Source organism: Pseudomonas massiliensis, from assembly GCF_000826105.1.
GTDB classification, from domain to species: domain Bacteria; phylum Pseudomonadota; class Gammaproteobacteria; order Pseudomonadales; family Pseudomonadaceae; genus Aquipseudomonas; species Aquipseudomonas massiliensis.
Window position 1 is genome coordinate 1,759,855 of the sequence record NZ_CCYK01000007.1, and the last position, 20,385, is coordinate 1,780,239.

Sequence of the window (20,385 nt, forward strand, 5' to 3'; positions counted from 1 at the left end):
GAGGTCCCTCGATGATCGAAACCCATGCGTCCCCCACCCTCCCTCATCATGCATTCGTTATCTCTAGGCTACCTGACTGGCTGTTGAATGCCAGTCCGGAGCAGCGTCGAGAACTGCACCGTCTTGCCTTGGCCGCCGACGCAGCCCGCCAGGCCTTGCGACAGGCTCAGGAAAGCCTGCCTTCGCTACGTCAGTACGCCTTGGCGCTATTACGAAGCGAATTTGCGCCTGAACTCAGCACAGGCATTGATCCTGAGAGGGCCGTGCTGCATTGGGTAGACCCCGCCGGCCAACGTTCGCCCAGTCAGCGCTCGCTACTCGAGGCCGCGCTATTGAATTTCCATGCCTCAGAGGCTGCCGAGGCGGCCTACGCACCAGGGTCCGGCCTCTTCGCGCGCGCTTTGGCGACGGGTGAACCTGATACGGCTCAGCCACTTCCGCTAACGCCTGCCGCCTTCGCTCGGCGCTGCCGCGAACTGGACATCGGCGGCCGGTATCGTCTGCAACTTCTGGAACAGATCCCGGCATCGCTACCGAGCCGGGCGGTGCCAGTGGACGCCGATCCGCCCTTGTGTTGGCGCGTCTTCGACGCCCAGCGCAAGGCGTTCATGCTGGAGGCCCATAAGGCTCTGATGAAGGGCCGGCTCCGCTCAGCGGGGCGGGCACTGCTGGCGGGGTGGAACCTTGTATGCGGGCCGGGGAGGCCCGCCCAGGCTTGTCGGCTGGAGCTGTTGGGTTTCCCCCTGGCCGGGCCGCTGGTATTTCAGCCGCTGGACGACGACCAGATCGGGCCTGTGGTGGCCTATTTCCCCGGCGATTTACCCGCTCCGGTAGCAGAATACCCCAACGCTCAGGCCCTGGCCCTGGCGCTTGGGCAAAAGCTGCGAGATCCTGCCCAGGTAAAGCGCTTCGCCACCTTCGTGCCGGCGGCGCGCCGGCTTGAATTCGTCGAGCGACTGAACGATTCACTCAAGGGCAGCCATTGGCTGGCGCCCCACCTCACATGGACACCCGTCCCCTTGGCGGAAGACCCCTTCGTCGACTGTTACCGCGTCTGGGCCCAGCAAAGCCTGGCTCAAGCAGCACGGGCCGCGGTACCCACGGACATGCTCGATCGTCGCGATACACTCGATCGCTATGCCCACTGGGTCGCGCTGGGCGAACAGCTGGGGCTTACCCTGGCGATGCTGGTAGGCTCGGCCATTCCCGGGGTGAACCTGATAGTAGATGGCATCATGCTGGCGCAGGGCGTCTATAGCATCTACGAAGGCATGCAAGCGTGGCGCGCCGGTGATTCCCAAGCGGCATTGGACTATCTGTTCGGTGCCGTGGAAAACGCAACCTTCCTCGGTCTTGGCAAGCGCCCGGAACCCAGCCCGGAAACGAGGCTATTCGCAGAACGTCTGCTGCCGGTCGTCAGCGCGGATGGTCAGGTCCGCTTGTGGCGGCCTGAGCCTGAAGATTATCAGGCCCTTGATGAGCCCCCGGCCCATGTTCGGGCTGATGAGGCCGGTCGCTACCGCCACCGGGGGCGGGCCTGGGTGAAAATCGAAGGGCGATTCCATGAGGTTGAGCACGACGCCAGCGCCCGTCATGCCCGGCTGACCGGCCACCGGCAGGTTGGCTTCGCGCCGGCGGTGCAGGGGAATGGCCGCGGGGGATGGCGCCTCGCCCATGAAGATCCGCTGCGTTGGAGCGGGGCGGGCCTGTTGCGGCGCTTCGATCCGGCATACGAGGCCCTCCCGGACTCTGTAATGCTGCAAGCGCAGCGATTGGCTGGAATCAGTGATGGTCAACTGCGCCAGGCTCATCTGGATCATCAGCCGGCGCCGGCGCCTCTCGCTCATTTGCTCAGAAGACGCATGCTGGAGGGGCGTGTGGATGCCATCGTCCGGGCACTGCGCAGCCACAGACGCCTTGGCACGCTGGAACCTCGATTCGTGGAACTCTTGACCACCGCCCCAGGATGGCCCACGGATCGCGCACTACTCTATGAATATCAAGGAACCGATCACCGCTTCGGCTCTGCCGAGGATGCCCAACCGGTACGGCTCAGCGACCAGCTGATGGAGGATCGCAACTGGGCACAGCATGTGCTGTCAGACTTGGGCTCTGTCGCCACCGAAGGCCTGCTTGGGGAAAACACTTCGCTGGTACCCGCCGAGCCTGTGCGTCAGATGCTTGGCCAGCATTGGGCCAAGGCGATGGAGGAGGTTCGCGATCAGCTGATCGACCGTTGGCTGCTGGAGTCGACCGGAACAGACAGTGCGCGCGAGACACTCAGGCGTCACTTCCCAGGCCTTGTGGATGAAGCCCTCGATGCGCTGCTCACGGGTCGAACCGCAGCGCAGCACCAGATGCTCGCTGAAGGGCGAGTACCGCTACCCATCGCCGAGCTGGCGGCTGAGAGCCTGCGACAAATGCGCCTGACACGTGTCTGCGACGCGCTGGCGCAAGGGCGTTTCAGTCCCGACCGCGAACGTCTGGTCTTCGGCCTGTGGCCCCATCTTGCCGAAGGTACGGCAGCGATGCGCATTGAACTACGCGAAGGGCATTTTGCGGGCCCCCTGCTCAATAGCACTGGAAGCAGTGATCTGCCGCATTGGGTGATCGTCCGCCAGGGCCGGGCCTACCAGGCGCTGGATGCACAGGGCCTGGAACTGTCCCCGGTCGGCTCGCTGGAGCAGGCCCTGTTCGCGACAGTGCCGGATGCCTATCGACCGGAATTCCAGGTCCGCGTCGGAGACGTGGACGGCTTGCGTCACCGTCTGGTAGAGCTGGCACTGGCTGATCGAGAGGCGCTGCGGCTTCAGCTGGGAATGATCCCGGACCGACGTCCGTTCTTCCGTCCACCGAGCCTTCAGGCCAACGGGGCAGTGGGGTATGAGCTTAGCGGGCGAGGGCGCTCCCTGGAGACACCCTTCGGCGCGATCAGCCCGATCCTCGCGGCGCTTCGTGGCCTGTATCCAGACGTTTCCCAAGTGGAGTTGCTGGAAATTCGTGCTTCGCTCGGTGATGGCGAGGCGGCGACTACGGCTTTGGCTCGACTCAATGCGGACCTCGCCAGGTTGCGCCTGGACCTGGATACCTGGGTAAACCGGGCCCTGGATTCCGCTTCGGAGCAGGCCGATATCGAGAGAGAGCACAGAAGCGCCATCGCGCGGGAAATCACGCGAGCCTGGCAACGACGCGAGAGCACCTATGCCATGGGCTGGCCGGGCTATGGCCTGAACCTGCGCAACTGGCCCGTCAGTGAGCTGCCCACCTTGAGTGTCAGGCTCGACCACGTGCACCGTCTTGCCTTGGTCAACCTTCACCTGAGCGAGGTCAGTGACGCGTTCCTCGCCAGCTTCCCCAATGTGCAGTGGCTGGACCTGAGTTTCAACGAACTCACACGCTTGCCCAGCAACATAGGTCAGTTCTCCCAGCTAAGGCGGCTCACTCTCGATGCCACGGGGCGTAGCGCCATGAGCGAGATCCTCGATGCTGTCGCGCCCGTGGCGTCCGGCCTTGAGCACCTTGAAGCGGCGGGCAATAGCTTGAGCCTCACTGTGGAAGACATTCAGCGGCTCGGGCAACTGCCGCGCCTGCGAACATTGGCACTCGATTACAACCTCATCACTCTGGATGAGGCTACCGCCAGCGCTTTCAATCAGTTGACGGCGCTGGAGGAACTCAACCTCAGCGGCAACCCGCTGCAACGGGCGCCCCAGCTGAGTCAGATGCAGGGCCTGGTCCGCCTGGACATGAGCAGCGCCGGGATCGCCGAGTTTCCACCCGGGCTCATCGACTTGATGAATCGCGAACCGCCGAGAATATTGGAAATCGATTTATCGTCCAATTCGCTGACTCACTTGCCAGACCTCTCCGAAACCCGGTTCGTCCACGTCGCTCGCCAGGCGCTGGACGATATCGAGTCTCCGCACTACGGCAGTGGGATCAATCTGGACGGCAATCCGCTGGACGAAGAAAGCCGCGACATGCTGCGTCGGGCCAGCATCGAATTCTTCACCGACCCGTCTTCCGATGAAGATGGCCTGGGCGCGCACCCGGACGAATGGCTCACCGGGTGTCCTGAAGCACTGGCGGCTTCGATCCGTGCCGAGCGCACGGAACAGGAGGCGGCGGAATTCTACGGTTTACTCAGCCGCATCGTGCACACCGCGGATTACCGTACTGATCCGGTTGCTACTCGCCGACGCGCCTGGACCCTCGTGCAAACCTGGTTGCAGGTAGGCACAGACAGTACGCCGGGCTTGAGTCAACTGCGCGAACGGCTGTTTTCATTGGCTCAGGATACTCAGGGTACCTGCGGCGACGGGGTAGCTCTTACGCTGGACGATATGGAGTTCGAGGTCGAGGCCTGGCGCAGGATGATCGATGCCCAGGGTGGCGGCGAGGCACCGATGCGTGCACTGCTGGACTATCAGCGCGGGTTGTGGCGCCGAGCCCTGGTGGATGAGATCGCCCGGGCCATCGTTCGCGGTCGCATTGCCAGGCATACGGCGCTCGCCAATGGCTTGCCGCCGCCTTCGTTGCATGCAATGGACGACATATCGGACGCAGTGCTCGAACAAGGGCTGGATGAGGTAGAGGTACGTTTTCGGCTGTTCCAGCTACTTGAAGGTGGCTTGAATTTGCCGCCCAGTCGCGGCATGCAATATAACGCGCGCGTGAGTGGCAACACCGCGCATCGAGTAGGCGCAGAGGTCTTGCAGAGGGATACCGACGAGGCTTTCGCGCAGTGGGTGGCACGCCAGCCTGGCTTCCGACTGTATCTGGAACGCGCATATTCCGCTGAGTTCGAACCTGAGCAGGAAAGGTGGCAGACAGCTGCGGATGCTCTGTACGACGCGCAGCCCGACGCCTCCCGGCGAATCCCTTCGGCTCTGGAAGGCCTGCGGGAGGCATTGCCGGAATTGAACTGGGACAGCCAGCGGTTGCCGGCGCTCACCGACCAGCAAACCCGGGTTGCCTATGACTGGGTCAGCCGTCGGCGAGAGGAATCCCTCGACGCCCTGGCATTGCGCCTGACCCGGCAACTACTGGGGCTGGATCAGGCCCGGCCGGCGACGCCGGAAACTTAACGGCGGCGGAAAAGGGGGCGCGGCTCGTCGCTCGCCCCCTGGTAGGCTACCGAGAAGTCCTTCAAGCTTTCCAGTGCTTCATAGGGGTCTTTATCCGCGCGAAGGGCGAAGGCATCGAAACCACAACGGTGCATGTAGAAAAGCTGATCCCTCAATACGTCGCCAATGGCACGCAATTCCCCCTTGAAACCATAACGGTCGCGTAGCAGGCGCGCGTTGGAATAACTGCGGCCATCGGTGAAAGCCGGAAAGTTGAGCGCAATGACCCGGAAATGAGCGACGTCATCGCCGATTTCCTCGGCTTCCTCATCGGAATCCAGCCATACGCCCAGGCCGCCGTCCCGAGCCTTCAATGCGTGACCGTGATCACGCCATAGCGCCAGGGGCACGATGTAGTCATCACAATTGGTCAGTTCATCGAAGGACGCCTCCTTGGGCAGCAGATGCCAGGTTTCGTCCACCACTTCGTTGTTCTTAATGATTCGCTGCATAAACGCGTTCCTTGAAGGGTTCGATGCCGATACGTTGGTAGGTATCGATAAAGCGCTCATCTTCGGTGCGCTTTTCCACATATACATCAATGAGCCGGGTGATCACGTCAGCCATGTCGTCCTGGGCGAACGATGGGCCGAGGATCTTGCCGACGCTGGCATCGCGACTGGCGCTACCGCCCAGTGAGACCTGGTAGAACTCCTCGCCCTTCTTGTCCACACCGAGAATGCCGATGTGGCCAACGTGGTGGTGGCCGCAGGCATTCATGCAGCCCGAGATGTTCAGGTCGATCTCCCCGATATCGAAAAGGTAATCCAAGTCGTCGAAGCGACGCTGGATCGACTCGGCGATGGGGATGGACTTGGCATTGGCCAGAGAGCAGAAGTCGCCACCCGGACAGCAAATGATGTCAGTGAGCAAGCCGATGTTAGGCGTGGCGAACCCGGCCTCCCGCGCCTCCAGCCAGAGAGCGTGCAACTTGCTCTGCTCGACGTCCGCCAGGATCACGTTCTGCTCGTGGGAGGTGCGCAGGAAGCCGAAGCTGTAGCGGTCGGCCAGGTCAGCGATGATATCGAGCTGCTTGTCCGTCAGGTCGCCGGGCGCGGTACCCGTGGGTTTGAGCGACAAGGTGACCGCGACGTACCCGGGCCGCTTGTGGGCGAACACGTTGCGCTGGCGCCAGCGGGCGAATCCTGGATGCTCGGCGTCCAGCTGAGCCAGTACCGCCGGAATGTCTTCCAGGGCTTCATAGGCGGGGTCGACGAAGTGCCTGGCGACGCGTTCGACTTCCGCTTCGGTCAAGGTAGTCGGCCCGCCGCGCAAGTGAGCCATCTCGGCCTCCACTTTCTCGGCGAACACCTCCGGCGTCAGGGCCTTGACCAGGATCTTGATCCGGGCCTTGTACTTGTTGTCACGGCGGCCGTAGCGGTTGTACACCCGCAAGATCGCATCCAGGTAGCTGATGAGATCCTGCCAGGGGAGGAATTCATTGATGAAGGCGCCCACGATGGGCGTGCGCCCGAGGCCGCCGCCGACCAGTACCCGGAAGCCCAGATCGCCGGCTTCATTGCGCACCGGCTCCAGGCCGATGTCATGCACCTCGATGGCAGCCCGATCGCTACGGGCACCGTTGACGGCGATCTTGAACTTGCGTGGGAGGTAGGCGAACTCGGGATGGAAGGTGGTCCATTGACGCACGATCTCGCACCATGGGCGCGGGTCGACCAGCTCGTCGGCGGCTACGCCGGCGAATTGATCGGTGGTGACATTTCGCAGGCAGTTGCCGCTGGTCTGGATGGCGTGCATCTGCACCGTAGCCAGCTCTGCCAGGATATCCGGTACGTCTTCCAGGGCGGGCCAGTTGAACTGCACGTTCTGACGGGTACTGATGTGTGCGTAGCCCTTGTCATAGTCTCGCGCGATCTTGGCCAGCATTCGGGCCTGACGGGAACTCAACTGGCCGTAAGGTACCGCTACGCGGAGCATGGGGGCGAAGCGCTGGATGTACAGACCGTTCTGCAGACGCAGCGGCCGGAATTCTTCCTCGCTCAGCTCGCCAGCCAGATAGCGGCGGGTCTGGTCACGGAACTGCTTGACGCGGTCCTCGATGATCCTTTGATCGTACTCGTCGTAAACGTACATAGGTGTCCTGCTTCAGGCTGGTCTGCGCTCACGGTCGCGCGCTCTAATTTTCAGCCGACGGAAGATACCCCTTTTGCCTTATCCACTGAAGCGAAGTTTTTATATAAGGAAATAACCAAAATCGATATGTGCGGATTTCAGTCCGGGACCGATAGAAGGGCTGGCAGCGCGCTCGGGCATGAGCTTTACTGGTACGAGCGTCCCAGCCAATGGGCCTGCGTGTTCGCCAAGCCACGCCTACAAAAATAAAGGTTCGCACCATGCGCCATCTATCCGTGAAAACCCGAAAGCCTTCCCGTCACATCGATGCCTGGGCAACCGCCTTCATGGTGGTTCTGGTGATTGCCGCACTGGTGTTCTGGACCAATACACACTAAGTACTTTGGTTGAGGTTTTGCCTTTAAGTCATTGTTTCTAAATGATTTATGGATCAAACCTGCTGCGAAGCGGGCGCATCAAAGCTGTCGTCGAGCCTTCTCGATAGCGGACGCTCGAGCCTTGGCCTCCTGGATCGTCTTCCATACAAGCGTCCAGGGCCTGGCAATCTCTAAACAGGGTTAGACTACGAATCCAAACCATTGAAAATCAAAGGTAATTACCTAGATCTCGTAGCCTAGGTTGGGCGAAAGCCAGCGCTCGCTCACGCTGTGTTCCTGGCCCTTACGCTCGGAGTAGCTGGTTACCTGGTCCCTGTCGATCTTGCCAACAGCGAAATATTGTGCTTGCGGATGCGCGAAATACCAACCGCTCACGGCCGCGGTCGGGAACATCGCATAGTGCTCCGTCAGGGTCACCCCGCTAGTACCTTCCGGGTCCAGCAGGCTGAACAGGGTGCCCTTTTCGGTATGGTCCGGGCAGGCTGGATAGCCTGGCGCCGGTCGGATGCCACGATACTGCTCGCGGATCAGGTCTTCGTTATCCAGGGATTCCTCAGGGGCGTAGCCCCAATAGGTAGTGCGCACCTGCTGGTGCAGCCATTCGGCGCAGGCTTCAGCCAGGCGGTCGGCAAGGGCCTTGACCATGATCGAGTTATAGTCGTCGCCAGCATCCTGATAAGCCTTGGCCACTTCCTCGGCGCCGATGCCCGCAGTGGTAATGAAGCCGCCGATATAGTCGGTGACGCCGCTGGCCTTGGGCGCCACGAAATCTGCCAGACTCAGGTTCGGTTTGCCGTCGGGCTTGATCGTCTGTTGACGCAGGTGGTGCAGGCGAGCCAGGGGCTGACCATCATTCCCATACACTTCGATGTCATCGTCGGCGACCTGATTGGCCGGCCAGAACCCGAACACGGCCCTGGCCTTGATCAGTTTTTCGTCGATCAGCTTGCGCAGCATGACCTGGGCATCGCTGAACAGTGCCGTGGCCGCTTCCCCCACCACTTCGTCGGTCAGGATCCGGGGGTACTTGCCAGCCAGGTCCCAGGCAATGAAGAAAGGCGTCCAGTCAATGAAGTCGGCCAGCACATTCAGGTCGATATCTTCCAGCACCCGCACTCCGGTGAAGCTCGGCTCGGCCGGTTCGAAATGCCAGGTGGGCTTGGCCGCCACCGCCTGGGCGTAGGTCAGGCGTTCGCTGCGGCTGCCTCGCGCGGCCGTACGCTCCCGCACCTCGGCATAGTCCTGACGGGTGCGCTCGACGAAACCTGGCTTGAGCTCCCTGGACAGCAGTTGGGTGGCTACGCCGACGGCGCGAGAGGCATCGGTCACATAGATCACTGCGTCGTTGCTATAGCGCGGCTCGATTTTCACGGCAGTATGTGCCTTGGAGGTGGTCGCGCCACCGATCATCAGGGGCAAGTGAAAATCCTGGCGCTGCATTTCCCTCGCAACATGGACCATTTCATCCAGAGAAGGGGTGATCAGGCCGGACAAGCCGATGATGTCGCATTTCTCTTCGCGGGCAACCTGCAGGATTCGCTCCGCCGGAACCATCACGCCCAGGTCGACGATGTCATAGCCGTTGCAGCCTAGTACCACGCCGACGATATTCTTGCCGATGTCGTGCACGTCGCCCTTGACGGTAGCCATGAGGATCTTGCCCTTGGCTTCCGGCTTGTCACCTTTTTCCGCTTCGATGAAGGGAATCAGATGGGCCACGGCCTGCTTCATCACCCGGGCGGACTTGACGACCTGGGGCAGGAACATCTTGCCGGCACCGAAGAGGTCACCTACCACGTTCATTCCTGCCATCAGTGGCCCCTCGATGACCTCGATCGGCCGGGCGAAGCCCTGCCGGGACAGCTCGGTGTCCTCGACGATGTAGGTGGTGATCCCCTTGACCAGCGCATGCTCGAGGCGCTTGTTCACATCCCAGCCACGCCATTCCTCGGTTTCGGCCTCCTTGGCGGCGCCATCGCCACGGTATTGGTCCGCGATGGCCAGCAGGGCCTCGGTGGCTTCGGCGCTACGGTTCAGGACCACATCCTCGACGCGGTCGCGCAGCGTGGCCGGAATTTCGTCGTAGATTTCCAGTTGCCCGGCATTGACGATGCCCATGGTCAGGCCATTGCGGATGGCGTGGAGCAGGAAGACCGAGTGGATGGCTTCACGTACCGGGTTATTGCCCCGGAAGGAAAAGGAAACGTTGGATACCCCGCCCGACGTCAGCGCATAGGGCAGGTTGTCACGGATCCAGGCGCAGGCCCGGATGAAATCCACTGCGTAGTTGTTGTGCTCTTCGATGCCGGTTGCCACGGCGAAGATGTTCGGGTCGAAGATGATGTCTTCCGCCGGGAAGCCGACCTGGTTCACCAGGATGTCGTAAGAGCGAGCGCAGATCTCGATCTTGCGCTGCTCCGTGTCGGCCTGGCCCTGCTCGTCGAAGGCCATGACCACGATGGCGGCGCCGTAGCGCTTGCACAGGCGGGCATGGTGGATGAAGGCGTCCACGCCTTCCTTCATGCTGATGGAGTTGACGATGCCCTTGCCCTGGATGCACTTGAGCCCCGCCTCGATCACCTCCCACTTGGAGGAGTCGATCATGATCGGCACTCGGGAAATGTCCGGCTCGCCCGCGATCAGGTTGAGGAAGGTGACCATGGCCTTGCGGGAGTCGAGCATCCCCTCGTCCATGTTGATGTCGATCACCTGAGCGCCGGCCTCGACCTGCTGCAGCGCGACTTCCAGGGCTTCAGTGTAGTTTTCTTCACGGATCAACCGGGCGAAGCGGGCCGAGCCGGTAATGTTGGTGCGTTCGCCTACGTTCACGAACAGCGACTGCCGGTCTATCGTGAACGGCTCCAGGCCGGACAGCCGGCACGCCTTGGAAATCGCCGGGATAGGCCGCGGCGGGTAGGGCGCCACAGCCTTGGCGATGGCCGCGATATGCGCCGGCGTGGTACCGCAGCAGCCCCCTACGATGTTCAGGAAGCCGCTGCGGGCGAATTCCTCTACCGTCTCGGCCATCTGCTCGGGGCTTTCGTCGTATTCACCGAAGGCGTTGGGCAGACCCGCGTTGGGGTGGGCCGATACATGGGTATCGGCCTTGGTCGCCAGCTCCTCGAGATAAGGGCGCAGTTCCTTTGCCCCCAGCGCGCAGTTCAAGCCCACGGACACCGGGTTGGCATGGCGCACCGAGTTCCAGAAGGCTTCGGTGGTCTGGCCGGACAGGGTGCGTCCTGAGGCATCGGTAATGGTGCCGGAAATCATGATCGGCAGGGTAGAGCCCAATTCATCGAAGACGCCCTGCACCGCGAAGATGGCAGCCTTGGCGTTCAAGGTGTCGAAGATGGTTTCGATCAGGATCAGGTCAGCGCCGCCCTCGATCAGGGCGCGTGTGGCCTCGGTGTAATTTTCCACCAGTTCGTCGAAGGTGACGTTGCGATAGCCAGGGTTGTTCACGTCTGGCGACAGGGAACAGGTGCGGCTGGTCGGCCCCAGCACGCCGGCCACGAAGCGTGGGCGGTCCGGAGTCTGCAGGGTCTTGGCATCGGCCACTCGGCGGGCGACCCGAGCGCCTTCCAGGTTCAGTTCGTAGACCAGATGCTCCATGCCGTAATCGGCTTGGGATACCCGGGTTGCATTGAAGGTGTTCGTTTCCAGGATATCCGCGCCGGCATCGAGGTAGGCTGCTTCGATCTCAGCGATCACATCCGGCCGGCTCAGCAGCAAGAGATCATTGTTGCCTTTCACGTCGCTGGGCCAGTCGGCGAAACGCTCGCCCCGATAGTCATTTTCCTCGAGCTTGTAGCTCTGGATCATTGTGCCCATTCCGCCGTCGAGGATCAGGATGCGCGAAGCGAGGGCTTCTTTTAGGGCGGTCTGGCGAGCGAGGCGGTCGGTCATGGAAGGGCACTCTGGTGCGGCTGCGAAAGCCGAGGATGATAGCAAAGCTGAACGGGTTTATACCCCGCCGAGGCTTTGCATGAATCTGGCTCATGTTGGCGGCTGGGCGGCATTGTCATGAAACATAACTTTGGAAGGCCGGTCCCACTTATGAGTTCGTGCTCATGGGCACGGTAGTGACAGCGTAATGCGGGAACCTTGAATGCTGATCTCGATTCAGGCTTTGCGGGCCATGGCGGCGTGGATGGTGGTATGCCACCACTTCATGCAGGTGTTTTTCAACTTCCAGGGCGGGGGCCTTATCGGTCACTTTTTCGCCGCACGAGGCGCGGTGGGTGTAGACATTTTCTTCGTCATCAGTGGCCTGGTGATCTATCTATCGACCTGGGACAAGCCCCTGCAGCCACGAGAGTTTCTGCTCAATCGAGCCATCCGCATCATTCCTGCCTACTGGTTCTATACGATGGCCATGGGGCTGCTGCTTTACACAGTAGGCAGTCATATGCCCCATGGTGTGGTGAACTGGCCCACCTTCATCCTCTCGCTGCTATTCATCCCCGCGGAAAATCCGGGGGGATATGGGTTGTACCCCACACTCAACGTGGGCTGGACCCTGAACTACGAAATGTTCTTCTACCTGGTGTTCTCCCTGGCCTTCATCGTGCCGAAGGCGTGGCGGGCGTTGTTCGTCGCCGGCGCCCTGTTGCTCAGCAGCGAGGCCTTCAGCCGTCTGGGCTGGTCGGGCCGCTTCTACGCCAACAATATCGTCTATGAATTCCTGCTGGGTATCGCACTGGGGGTGGCCTGGCGTCGTGGCTGGGTGCGCAGTGGTCTGTGGTTGCCCTTGGCACTGATAGCCGTCTGCTCGACGGTCATCTATCGCTTGGAACCGACCAATCGCCTGCTCAACTGGGGCCTGCCCAGCACCGGTATCGTGGCCGGGTGCCTGGCGTTGGAGGCACGGTTCGCCCGCAGCCGGGCGCTGAAGGCCCTGGGAGACTGTTCCTACTCGGTCTACCTGGTGCATCTGCTCGTGCTTTACGCCGGCTGGTTCATCACCGAGCGGCTGGGCATCAATGCTTATATGGTGTTCGCGTTTTTCTGCGTGCCCATGATCCTGGCAATGTCTTGGCTCAGCTATGAACTGTTGGAAAAGCGGCTCTATCACCGCATGAAAGCTTCGCTGATCCGCGCGAGGACCGGCTCCGGCTTAACCCGACAAAATTACTAGGACTTTCTCCCCGGCAAGCTTTGCCGTAAACTGCGCGCTAGTCTGTGAGGAGCCCCCATGAGCACCATAACCATAACTGACGCGGCCCAGGATTACCTTGGCGACCTGCTCAGCAAGCAGAATACCCCCGGCATCGGTATCCGCGTGTTCATCACCCAGCCCGGTACCCAATACGCTGAAACCTGCATCGCCTACTGCAAGCCAGGCGAGGAAAAGCCGGACGACACCGCGCTGGGGCTAAAGCGTTTCACTGCCTGGATCGACGCAGTGAGCGAGCCGTTCCTCGACGCCGCGGTGGTGGACTACGCCACTGATCGAATGGGCGGCCAGTTGACCATCAAGGCGCCCAACGCCAAGGTGCCGATGGTCAACGAGGACAGCCCGTTGAACGAGCGCATCAACTATTACCTGCAGACCGAGATCAACCCTGGCCTGGCCAGCCATGGTGGCCAGGTGACGCTGATCGATGTGGTGGAAGAGGGCATCGCCGTACTGCAGTTCGGCGGTGGTTGCCAGGGTTGTGGCCAGGCCGACGTCACCCTCAAGGAAGGCATCGAGCGCACGTTGCTGGAGCGCATTCCGGAACTCAAGGGCGTTCGTGACGTGACCGACCACACCAACCGCGAGAACGCCTACTACTGACGACAGGCGCGAGCTCGGCGAATGATTGGCCTCAGTCGTTGCCGGGCCGATAGAGGTGGGCATGGCTCGCCCGATACAGGGCCGAATCCTCGAAGGGTTCGTCTCCCAGTACCCACCCGACAAGAATGAGCGCGGTGCGCCTGAACCCTTTCAAGGCCACCTTGGCTTCAATGTTTTCCAGCGTCCCTGAAACCCAATCCTGGTCCGGCCAGCTCGCGCGGTGAACCACCGCCGCCGGGCAGTCCGCGCCGTAGTGAGGCTGGAGCAAGGCGGCGATCGCACCGAGATGGCCCACCCCCAGATGTATCGCGAGGGTGGCTCGGTGCCTGGCCAGATCAGCCAGTGCTTCCCCTTCAGGCATCGGACTGTTGTGTCCATAGCGTGTCAGAATCACCGTCTGCGATACGCCAGGCAGGGTCAGCTCGGACTCGAGCAAGGCCGCGCAGGCGGCGACCGCGGTGACTCCGGGCACGATCTCGAACGGTATGCCCAGCACTCGCAAATGGCGGATCTGCTCGCCGATGGCCCCATACAGGGAAGGGTCGCCTGAATGTACCCGAGCTACGTCCAGGCCGGCCTTGTGGGCGATGACCATTTCCTCGATGATCGCTTCCAGGTGCAGTTGCGCACTATTGACCACGCGTTCGGCCTGGTTGGGCTGCAGCACGGCCTCGGGTACCAGTGAACCGGCATAGATGATCACCGGACAGCGCTGGATGAGCCGCTGCCCTTTGACCGTGATGAGGTCGGGGTCGCCGGGGCCGGCACCGATAAAATAGACAGTCATTGAATGGCCTTTCGAGGCGGAGCGTGAAGGGGTTTCAAGTCGGGGCAGGGCAGGCCAGGGCGACGGTGGCATTGGCGCTGGCAAGACGGCTGACGCACAGGCGTGGCGTTCTGCCGACGAGTGCCCGGCAGTGAGCGAGGGCGCTGGCCTCCGCGACACCATGGCAGCCCGTATAGCGCCAGGTAAGAGCGGAGCGGTGGCTGAGTTCGCCATCATAATGCCCCAGGCCCTGGGCGTCATAGCCGGCCAGAGCCAGGTCGAGCTCCCGGGCCAGCGCCTGCAACCCTGGCACGGCAAGGCGCCTGTCCAGGGTAGCGAGACCGAGAAGCTGCCCCGGCCGCGCTTTTATCACGGCCAGGGCACTCTCCAGGAGTGCCCGCAACTCAGCGTGGCTACAAGCCTGGCGGCAGCCGAAACCGGCCACCAGGCAGGCGGGCGCCGATTGAAGTGCGGCAGTGTCAGGAAGCACGACGGAACAACCAGGCGCTGACCAGGCCAAGCACCAGCCAGAACGCCAGGTTCACCGCCTGGGCTGCCCAGCGGAATTGCGCCTGCAAGGCCTCGGGCGCGACGCTTTCATGCAGCGGGGGTTGCGGCGCCCCTATCACATGAGGGATGGCCATCAGTACGGCGCCAGCCAGCTTCAAGGGCCAGGAGCCGGCGAACGCGATCAGCCCAAGGCCGACGGCGGCGCTGGCAGCAGAGCCTACCCACCACAGCTGGCGGGAACTGAGGTCCGCGGCGGCTGTGCCTGGCAATTCCGGAGGAAGTCCCAGAGTAGGCGCCAAGGTGAATACGGCATAACCTGCCAGCCCCCAGAGCAGGCCGGCCGCGGTGCGACTGGGCGCCTGCACTGTATACAGGCCGGCCAGCATCAAGGCGAAGCCTAAGGCAACGACCAGGTTACCACCGGTGGTCGAAAGCAGGCGCTGCCAACCCGGCTCCGGCTCCCAGGCCGGGACCTCATGTTCGTGATGGCCGTCGGGCGCGGCATGATCCTGATGCACAGTCTCGGAGGCGGCACTTTCGAAAACTTCCGCCTGTTCAATCAGAGGGCTGATCCAGATGCTTTGCATCAGCGTCAGCAGCAGCGCGGCCAGTAGCCCCGCGAAGCCCGCGGTCCGGGCGATACGAGTGAACATGGTCAGCCCTCAGTGGCAGGGGAAGGCAGCGCTGTGCCGAGTATCGTGTGCCGCATTATGGACTGCGGGAATATGAGAAAAGCCGGCGAAATAAACCAGTGCCATGCCCAGGACCCCAGCCACACAGGCGGTTGTGATACGCGCGCTGAGCGCGACGGCGGGCTGGCTCTGAGTGTGACTTGCGATGCGGGTGGTCATGGCGCTTCCTTCCAGTGTATGAGGCAGGCGCGCGGGGACCTTCCCTAGAAGGGCATGGCCGACCGCCCGCCCACCGCAGGTGTGTCATCGAGAACGCTCGGGCCGGTCTCCGGGCTCGCGAGGGGCGGACAATACAGACCACCGATCTGCTTCATACCTTCCCATGCCTGTGCACAGTGGTTCAGGCATTGCCTGGAAGCACGCTCGCTTACCGTTGCGGGGGCAGCACCGGACTGGCCCGAAGGCGCACCGGTTTCCCGTTTCACCCCGTGAGGGGCACCCGAACGAAAGACGTAAGCAAAGCACGTCGGGCAGAGGGCGTCAAATGGAGGTGGAGGCGGAGGGACCAGAAGTACCTGGTCCGTCAACTGACGAGGTCGCATGATGGATGCGAGGCGGCAGCACGGGGCGGGCATAGCGATGGCCATAAGAGTGGGGCCGGCAGGCCTCAGGCCTCGCTGGGTCAGGCCGCGAAGTCGCGGAGCCGATAGTCCTGGGCCGCAGCCCGGGAAAGCAGGGGTGGGCTTACCGGCTCGCCGTCGCGGACCACGTACCAGCAGGCCAGCAAGCCAAGGTCGCGAAGGTGCTCGGGTACCGCGCTGCCTATTACGCACATGATGCGATCAGATGACATGTCACACCTTTGCAAAGGAGGGCGAGAATTCATCGAGGCGACCCGGCAGCAGACCTGCCAGGCCTATTCGCCTCGCTCGACAAGGTCACGGCCGAATCAGCCGTTGGCGTTGTCGTCGTAGCCACCCAGTTGCAGGAACTGCAGCTTGTGCAGCGCGCCCTGACTATCCTGGTACACCATGGTCACCGGTACCACACCTCGCTTGGTGCTCACGTCGGTCCTGGAGATGATCTTCTGCACATCCAGCTTCATGCCGTAATGGTAGGTTTCCACTGGCAGGTTACTGGTGACGGCACGGTCGGCGCCATCCTGGGCGAAGGCACCGGTGGCGAACACAGCAGTCAGGGCAGCGATGGCGAATGCAGCTTTCATGATCGATTCCTCGTTTGGAGCGGGTTGGGTTTCTGGTTGAGTTCAGTAAACCGCTAACAGCGCTGTCCGAGAAATTGAACGCTTTGTTGTCTGGAATCGATGCTTTTGATAGTTCACCCGGAGCGCCCTGGCTCCGGGCTTTTATGCCGTTTCCGGGTCAGATGTGCAGGGCGTGGCCCAGCGCCCGCAAGGCCGCTTCCTGTACCGCTTCACCAAGCGTCGGATGCGCGTGGATGGTCCCGGCAATGTCCTCCAGGCGAGCGCCCATCTCCAACGACTGGGTGAAGGCCGCGGCCAGTTCCGAGACGCCTGGGCCCACCGCTTGCCAGCCGAGGATTAGATGGTCGTCTGGGCGTGCGACCACCCGTACGAAGCCGGAGGTATCCCCCAGGGTCAGGGCGCGCCCATTGGCCGCGAAGGGGAAGCTCGCCACCGTGGCGTCGGTGCCGGCCTGGTCCGGGGTAAGCCCGGCAACGACAATTTCCGGGTCGGTATAGCACACGGCGGGGATAGCCGCGGGGGCGAAGCTTCGGCGCTTCCCAGCGATGAGCTCAGCCACCATTTCCCCTTGAGCCATGGCTCGGTGGGCGAGCATGGGCTCTCCTGTAAGGTCGCCGATAGCCCATACACCTGTCATGCTGGTGCGACACCCCCCATCGACTTTCACGGCCTTGCCCGCTCTTTCCAGGTCCAGGCGTTCCAGACCATAGCCCTCGGTATGGGGCGTGCGCCCCACAGCCACCAACACGCGATCAACCTCCAGACTCGCCGTATCGCCGCTGCCGGAGCCTAACTGCAAGCGCTGCCCCGCCGCGTCGTAACCTTCGACGCGGTTGTCGGTCATCACCTTGATGCCAAGCTGTTGCAGGCGTGCGACCACAGGGGCCGTCAGCTCGGAGTCATAGGTGGGCAGCAGGCGAGGCTGGGCTTCGACAATGGTCACCTGAGCGCCCAGCTTGCGATAGGCGGTGCCCAGCTCAAGGCCAATATAACCCCCGCCGATCACCGCCAGGTGGCGCGGCAGCGTTGCAGGGGACAAGGCCTTGGTGGAATCCATGATGGCCCCGTCAATGGCCAGGCCCGGCAGGCGCATCGCTTGCGAGCCGGTAGCCAGCACCAGTTGCTGGCAATGAATGCGCGTATCACCGACCTGTACCGTCTTGCCATCCACGATTTGGCCATGTCCATGAATGACCTGCACGCGGTGCTTTTTCAGCAGCGCGCCCACGCCGGACGTCAGCCGGTCCACGGTCCGGTCTTTCCAGGCGATTGCCTGGCCAAGGTCCAGATGCGGCTGACCGCCGCTGATGCCGAATTCGTTGGGCTCGCTCAGCTGATGGAAGCGCTCTGCCACATGGATCAGGGCTTTGGACGGGATGCAGCCCACGTTCAGGCACGTTCCTCCCAGGGCCTGCGCCTCCACCAGCACGGTAGGGATGCCCAGCTGGCCAGCCCGGATCGCGGTGACATAACCCCCAGGGCCGCCGCCGAGGACAAGAAGTTGCGTTTCAAGCCTCTGCATGTTCGGACCTTAGTCGATGAAGAGGGTAGCGGGCTGCTCCAGCAACTGGCGCACGGCCTGGATGAAGCGGGCTGCGTCCATGCCGTCGACCACCCGGTGGTCGAAGGAGCTAGAAAGGTTCATCATCCTGCGGATAGTGATCTGGCCGTCGACTACCATCGGGCGTTCGACCATGCGATTGACCCCGACGATGGCCACTTCCGGCAGGTTCAGCACAGGGGTAGAAACGATCCCGCCGAGCGCACCCAGGCTGGTCAAGGTAATGGTCGAGCCTGAAAGCAGCGCCCGTTCGGCCTTGCCCTCCCGCGCCGCCTCGGCGATACGAGCGATCTCGCGCGCGTTGCTCCAGAGATCCCCGGCCTGGGCGTCGCGCAGTACGGGCACCAGCAACCCCTGGCTGCCCTGGGTGGCGATGCCCACATGCACCGCACTGTGCCGCTCGATGACCTGGCGCTCATCATCGTAACGCGCGTTGAGTTGCGGGAAGTCTCGCAGGGCCACCACCAGCGCCCTGACCAGCAATGGCAACAGCGTAAGCCGACCGCGGCGCTCGCCCCATTGGCTGTTGAGCTGCTGACGCAGCGCTTCCAGGGCGGTGGCATCTATTTCTTCCACATAGCTAAAATGCGCGGCACGGCGAGTGGCTTCCTGCATGCGTTCGGCAATCTTGCGGCGCAGGCCGATCACTGGCACCTCTTCGATGGCCGGGGAACAAGCGTGGCGCCCGTCAGATCCCGCAGCGGTCGGGGAAAGGGCGCCGCGGGCCAGGGCATGATCCAGATCCTCATGGAGAATCCGGCCAGCCGGCCCGCTCCCGGCGATGGCAGCGAGGTCCAGTCCGCTGTCCCAGGCACGCTGGCGTACCGCGGGCGAGGCGAGCGGGCGTGCTGACTCGCCAACGGACGGCGGGGCACAGACGGAGGCGGACGCCACAGACGCCAGCCTCGGCTCCGTGGTGGCGGCTGGCGACGCGGTAATCTGTTCCTCTGCCGGTGGCCGCGCGTCTGCTTCCGTGCTGGCGGACGAGACGGCCGGTTTCTCATTGCCCGGGCCCTGGACCTCCAGGCGAATGAGCTCGCTGCCCACCGCTACGGTCTGCCCGGGCGAGGCGCCCAGCGCCAATACCCGACCCTGTACCGGACTAGGAATATCCACCGTTGCCTTGTCCGTCATGACATCAGCCAGTACCTGATCTTCACTGACGGTATCGCCCACCTTGACGAACCATTCCACCAGCTCCACCTGGGCGATGCCTTCGCCGATATCGGGCATCCTGATCACATGCTCGCCCATCAGCGCACCTCCATGACACGGCGCAAGGCAGCGCCGACCCGGACCGGACCGGGGAAATAGGCCCATTCCTGGGCATGGGGGTAAGGGGTATCCCAGCCGGCTACCCGCTCGATAGGGGCTTCCAGCCAATAGAAGCAATGTTCCTGTACCAGGGCGAGCAATTCGGCGCCCAGGCCGCAAGTCTGGGTGGCCTCGTGCAGGATTACGCAACGCCGCGTTTTCCTTACCGATGTCACCAGGGTGTCCAGGTCCAGCGGCCAGAGGCTGCGCAAATCGATCACTTCGGCATCGACGCCTGTTTCCGCGGTCGCGGCCAGGGCCACATGGACAGTGGTGCCGTACGTGATCACGGTGACATCGCTGCCCGCGCGCACCACGGCAGCGCTGTCCAGGGGTACCCGGTAGTAGCCTTCCGGCACCTGGCTGTCGGGATGGCCGGCCCAAGGCGTTACAGGGTGATCGTGGTGCCCGTCGAAGGGGCCGTTGTACAAGCGCTTGGGCTCCAGGAAGATCACTGGGTCATCGCATTCGATGGCAGCGATCAGCAGGCCCTTGGCGTCGTAGGGGTTCGATGGCATCACCGTGCGCAAGCCGCAAACCTGGGTGAAGATCGCCTCCGGGCTCTGGCTGTGGGTTTGCCCACCGTAGATTCCGCCGCCGCAGGGCATGCGCACCGTGATCGGCGCGGTAAAGTCGCCGGCGGAGCGGAAGCGCAGCCGCGCCGCTTCGGAAGTGAGCTGGTCATACGCCGGGTATACATAGTCCGCGAACTGGATTTCGGCAACCGGACGCAAGCCGTAGGCGCCCATGCCCACGGCCACTCCCACGATGCCGCTCTCGGAGATCGGCGTATCGAAAACCCGGGTCTTGCCGAACTTGGCCTGGAGGCCCTCCGTGCAGCGAAACACACCGCCGAAATAGCCCACGTCCTCGCCGAACGTGACTACGTTGGGGTCTCGTTCCAGCATCACGTCCAAGGCCGAGCGAATGGCTTGCACCATGGTCATGTCTCGTGTCGCTTCAACAGCCTGCGAAGGCTCAATCTGGTGTGCGGTAGTCAT

Annotated in this window: 15 protein-coding genes and 1 riboswitch; of the genes, 3 read left to right on the top strand and 12 right to left on the bottom strand. The window is 62.6% G+C overall.

Going from position 1 to position 20,385, the window contains the following annotated elements; genetic code table 11:
- Positions 1-11: 11 nt before the first annotated feature.
- Complete coding sequence (locus tag BN1188_RS18840; protein ID WP_040263074.1) at positions 12-5,087, top strand: dermonecrotic toxin domain-containing protein; 5,076 nt, start codon at positions 12-14, stop codon at positions 5,085-5,087.
- Here BN1188_RS18840 and BN1188_RS18845 read toward each other — a convergent pair.
- The 3 genes from BN1188_RS18845 to metH all read right to left on the bottom strand — a co-directional run bounded on the left by BN1188_RS18845 (position 5,084) and on the right by metH (position 11,503).
- A complete protein-coding gene (locus BN1188_RS18845; protein ID WP_040263077.1) occupies positions 5,084-5,578 on the bottom strand; it encodes a DUF934 domain-containing protein in 495 nt (164 codons plus the stop codon). The two genes, BN1188_RS18840 and BN1188_RS18845, sit on opposite strands and share 4 nt — an antisense overlap.
- Positions 5,562-7,220: a nitrite/sulfite reductase gene (locus BN1188_RS18850; RefSeq protein WP_040263079.1), complete on the bottom strand. Its 1,659-nt coding sequence runs from the start codon at positions 7,218-7,220 to the stop codon at positions 5,562-5,564. The genes BN1188_RS18845 and BN1188_RS18850 overlap by 17 nt, the downstream gene beginning before the upstream one ends.
- 599 nt (positions 7,221-7,819) lie before the next feature.
- Entirely contained in the window at positions 7,820-11,503 is a 3,684-nt protein-coding gene (gene metH, locus BN1188_RS18855) for a methionine synthase (RefSeq protein ID WP_040263081.1), read from the bottom strand.
- A 202-nt stretch (positions 11,504-11,705) separates the two neighbouring features.
- Between metH and BN1188_RS18860 the strand changes: the two genes are divergently transcribed.
- Both BN1188_RS18860 and nfuA read left to right on the top strand, forming a co-directional pair.
- Complete coding sequence (locus BN1188_RS18860; RefSeq protein WP_040263083.1) at positions 11,706-12,734, top strand: acyltransferase family protein; 1,029 nt, start codon at positions 11,706-11,708, stop codon at positions 12,732-12,734.
- Between the two features lie 57 nt (positions 12,735-12,791).
- Entirely contained in the window at positions 12,792-13,376 is a 585-nt protein-coding gene (nfuA, locus tag BN1188_RS18865) for a Fe-S biogenesis protein NfuA (protein WP_040263085.1), read from the top strand.
- A 31-nt stretch (positions 13,377-13,407) separates the two neighbouring features.
- On the opposite strand, the gene cobM is transcribed toward nfuA, so the two are convergent.
- From cobM to BN1188_RS18905, 9 genes are all read right to left on the bottom strand, one after another.
- Positions 13,408-14,163, bottom strand: coding sequence for a precorrin-4 C(11)-methyltransferase (gene cobM, locus BN1188_RS18870; protein WP_040263087.1), 756 nt, complete (start codon positions 14,161-14,163; stop codon positions 13,408-13,410).
- 34 nt (positions 14,164-14,197) lie between these two features.
- Complete coding sequence (locus tag BN1188_RS18875; RefSeq protein WP_052469372.1) at positions 14,198-14,632, bottom strand: cobalamin biosynthesis protein; 435 nt, start codon at positions 14,630-14,632, stop codon at positions 14,198-14,200.
- A complete protein-coding gene (locus BN1188_RS18880; RefSeq protein ID WP_040263089.1) occupies positions 14,622-15,305 on the bottom strand; it encodes a CbtA family protein in 684 nt (227 codons plus the stop codon). The genes BN1188_RS18875 and BN1188_RS18880 overlap by 11 nt, the downstream gene beginning before the upstream one ends.
- Positions 15,306-15,314: 9 nt before the next feature.
- On the bottom strand, positions 15,315-15,503 hold the full coding sequence (locus tag BN1188_RS18885; RefSeq protein WP_040263090.1) for a CbtB domain-containing protein: 189 nt from the start codon (positions 15,501-15,503) through the stop codon (positions 15,315-15,317).
- A gap of 83 nt (positions 15,504-15,586) precedes the next feature.
- A riboswitch (cobalamin riboswitch) is annotated at positions 15,587-15,802 on the bottom strand.
- 164 nt (positions 15,803-15,966) lie between these two features.
- On the bottom strand, positions 15,967-16,137 hold the full coding sequence (locus BN1188_RS21765; protein WP_040263092.1) for a hypothetical protein: 171 nt from the start codon (positions 16,135-16,137) through the stop codon (positions 15,967-15,969).
- 96 nt (positions 16,138-16,233) lie between these two features.
- Positions 16,234-16,509 carry a DUF2790 domain-containing protein gene (locus BN1188_RS18890; RefSeq protein ID WP_040263094.1) on the bottom strand — a complete coding sequence of 92 codons (276 nt, stop codon included), beginning with the start codon at positions 16,507-16,509 and terminating at the stop codon, positions 16,234-16,236.
- Positions 16,510-16,666: 157 nt separating this feature from the next.
- Positions 16,667-18,031 carry a dihydrolipoyl dehydrogenase gene (gene lpdA, locus BN1188_RS18895; protein ID WP_040263096.1) on the bottom strand — a complete coding sequence of 455 codons (1,365 nt, stop codon included), beginning with the start codon at positions 18,029-18,031 and terminating at the stop codon, positions 16,667-16,669.
- Positions 18,032-18,040: 9 nt separating this feature from the next.
- The gene (locus BN1188_RS18900) at positions 18,041-19,324 is read right to left on the bottom strand and encodes a dihydrolipoamide acetyltransferase family protein (protein WP_040263098.1); all 1,284 of its coding nucleotides are present in this window, start codon (positions 19,322-19,324) and stop codon (positions 18,041-18,043) included.
- Positions 19,324-20,385, bottom strand: coding sequence for an alpha-ketoacid dehydrogenase subunit beta (locus BN1188_RS18905; RefSeq protein WP_040263100.1), 1,062 nt, complete (start codon positions 20,383-20,385; stop codon positions 19,324-19,326). Before BN1188_RS18905 ends, BN1188_RS18900 begins: the two co-directional genes overlap by 1 nt.

What these genes read in the sequence shown, in the direction of transcription:
- BN1188_RS18840 (WP_040263074.1), top strand. Translation starts at nt 12, where the DNA reads ATGATCGAAACCCATGCGTCCCCCACCCTCCCTCATCATGCATTCGTT.
- BN1188_RS18845 (WP_040263077.1), bottom strand. Translation starts at nt 5,578, where the DNA reads ATGCAGCGAATCATTAAGAACAACGAAGTGGTGGACGAAACCTGGCAT.
- BN1188_RS18850 (WP_040263079.1), bottom strand. Translation starts at nt 7,220, where the DNA reads ATGTACGTTTACGACGAGTACGATCAAAGGATCATCGAGGACCGCGTC.
- metH (WP_040263081.1), bottom strand. Translation starts at nt 11,503, where the DNA reads ATGACCGACCGCCTCGCTCGCCAGACCGCCCTAAAAGAAGCCCTCGCT.
- BN1188_RS18860 (WP_040263083.1), top strand. Translation starts at nt 11,706, where the DNA reads ATGCTGATCTCGATTCAGGCTTTGCGGGCCATGGCGGCGTGGATGGTG.
- nfuA (WP_040263085.1), top strand. Translation starts at nt 12,792, where the DNA reads ATGAGCACCATAACCATAACTGACGCGGCCCAGGATTACCTTGGCGAC.
- cobM (WP_040263087.1), bottom strand. Translation starts at nt 14,163, where the DNA reads ATGACTGTCTATTTTATCGGTGCCGGCCCCGGCGACCCCGACCTCATC.
- BN1188_RS18880 (WP_040263089.1), bottom strand. Translation starts at nt 15,305, where the DNA reads ATGTTCACTCGTATCGCCCGGACCGCGGGCTTCGCGGGGCTACTGGCC.
- BN1188_RS18885 (WP_040263090.1), bottom strand. Translation starts at nt 15,503, where the DNA reads ATGACCACCCGCATCGCAAGTCACACTCAGAGCCAGCCCGCCGTCGCG.
- BN1188_RS21765 (WP_040263092.1), bottom strand. Translation starts at nt 16,137, where the DNA reads ATGTCATCTGATCGCATCATGTGCGTAATAGGCAGCGCGGTACCCGAG.
- BN1188_RS18890 (WP_040263094.1), bottom strand. Translation starts at nt 16,509, where the DNA reads ATGAAAGCTGCATTCGCCATCGCTGCCCTGACTGCTGTGTTCGCCACC.
- lpdA (WP_040263096.1), bottom strand. Translation starts at nt 18,031, where the DNA reads ATGCAGAGGCTTGAAACGCAACTTCTTGTCCTCGGCGGCGGCCCTGGG.
- BN1188_RS18900 (WP_040263098.1), bottom strand. Translation starts at nt 19,324, where the DNA reads ATGGGCGAGCATGTGATCAGGATGCCCGATATCGGCGAAGGCATCGCC.
- BN1188_RS18905 (WP_040263100.1), bottom strand. Translation starts at nt 20,385, where the DNA reads ATGACTACCGCACACCAGATTGAGCCTTCGCAGGCTGTTGAAGCGACA.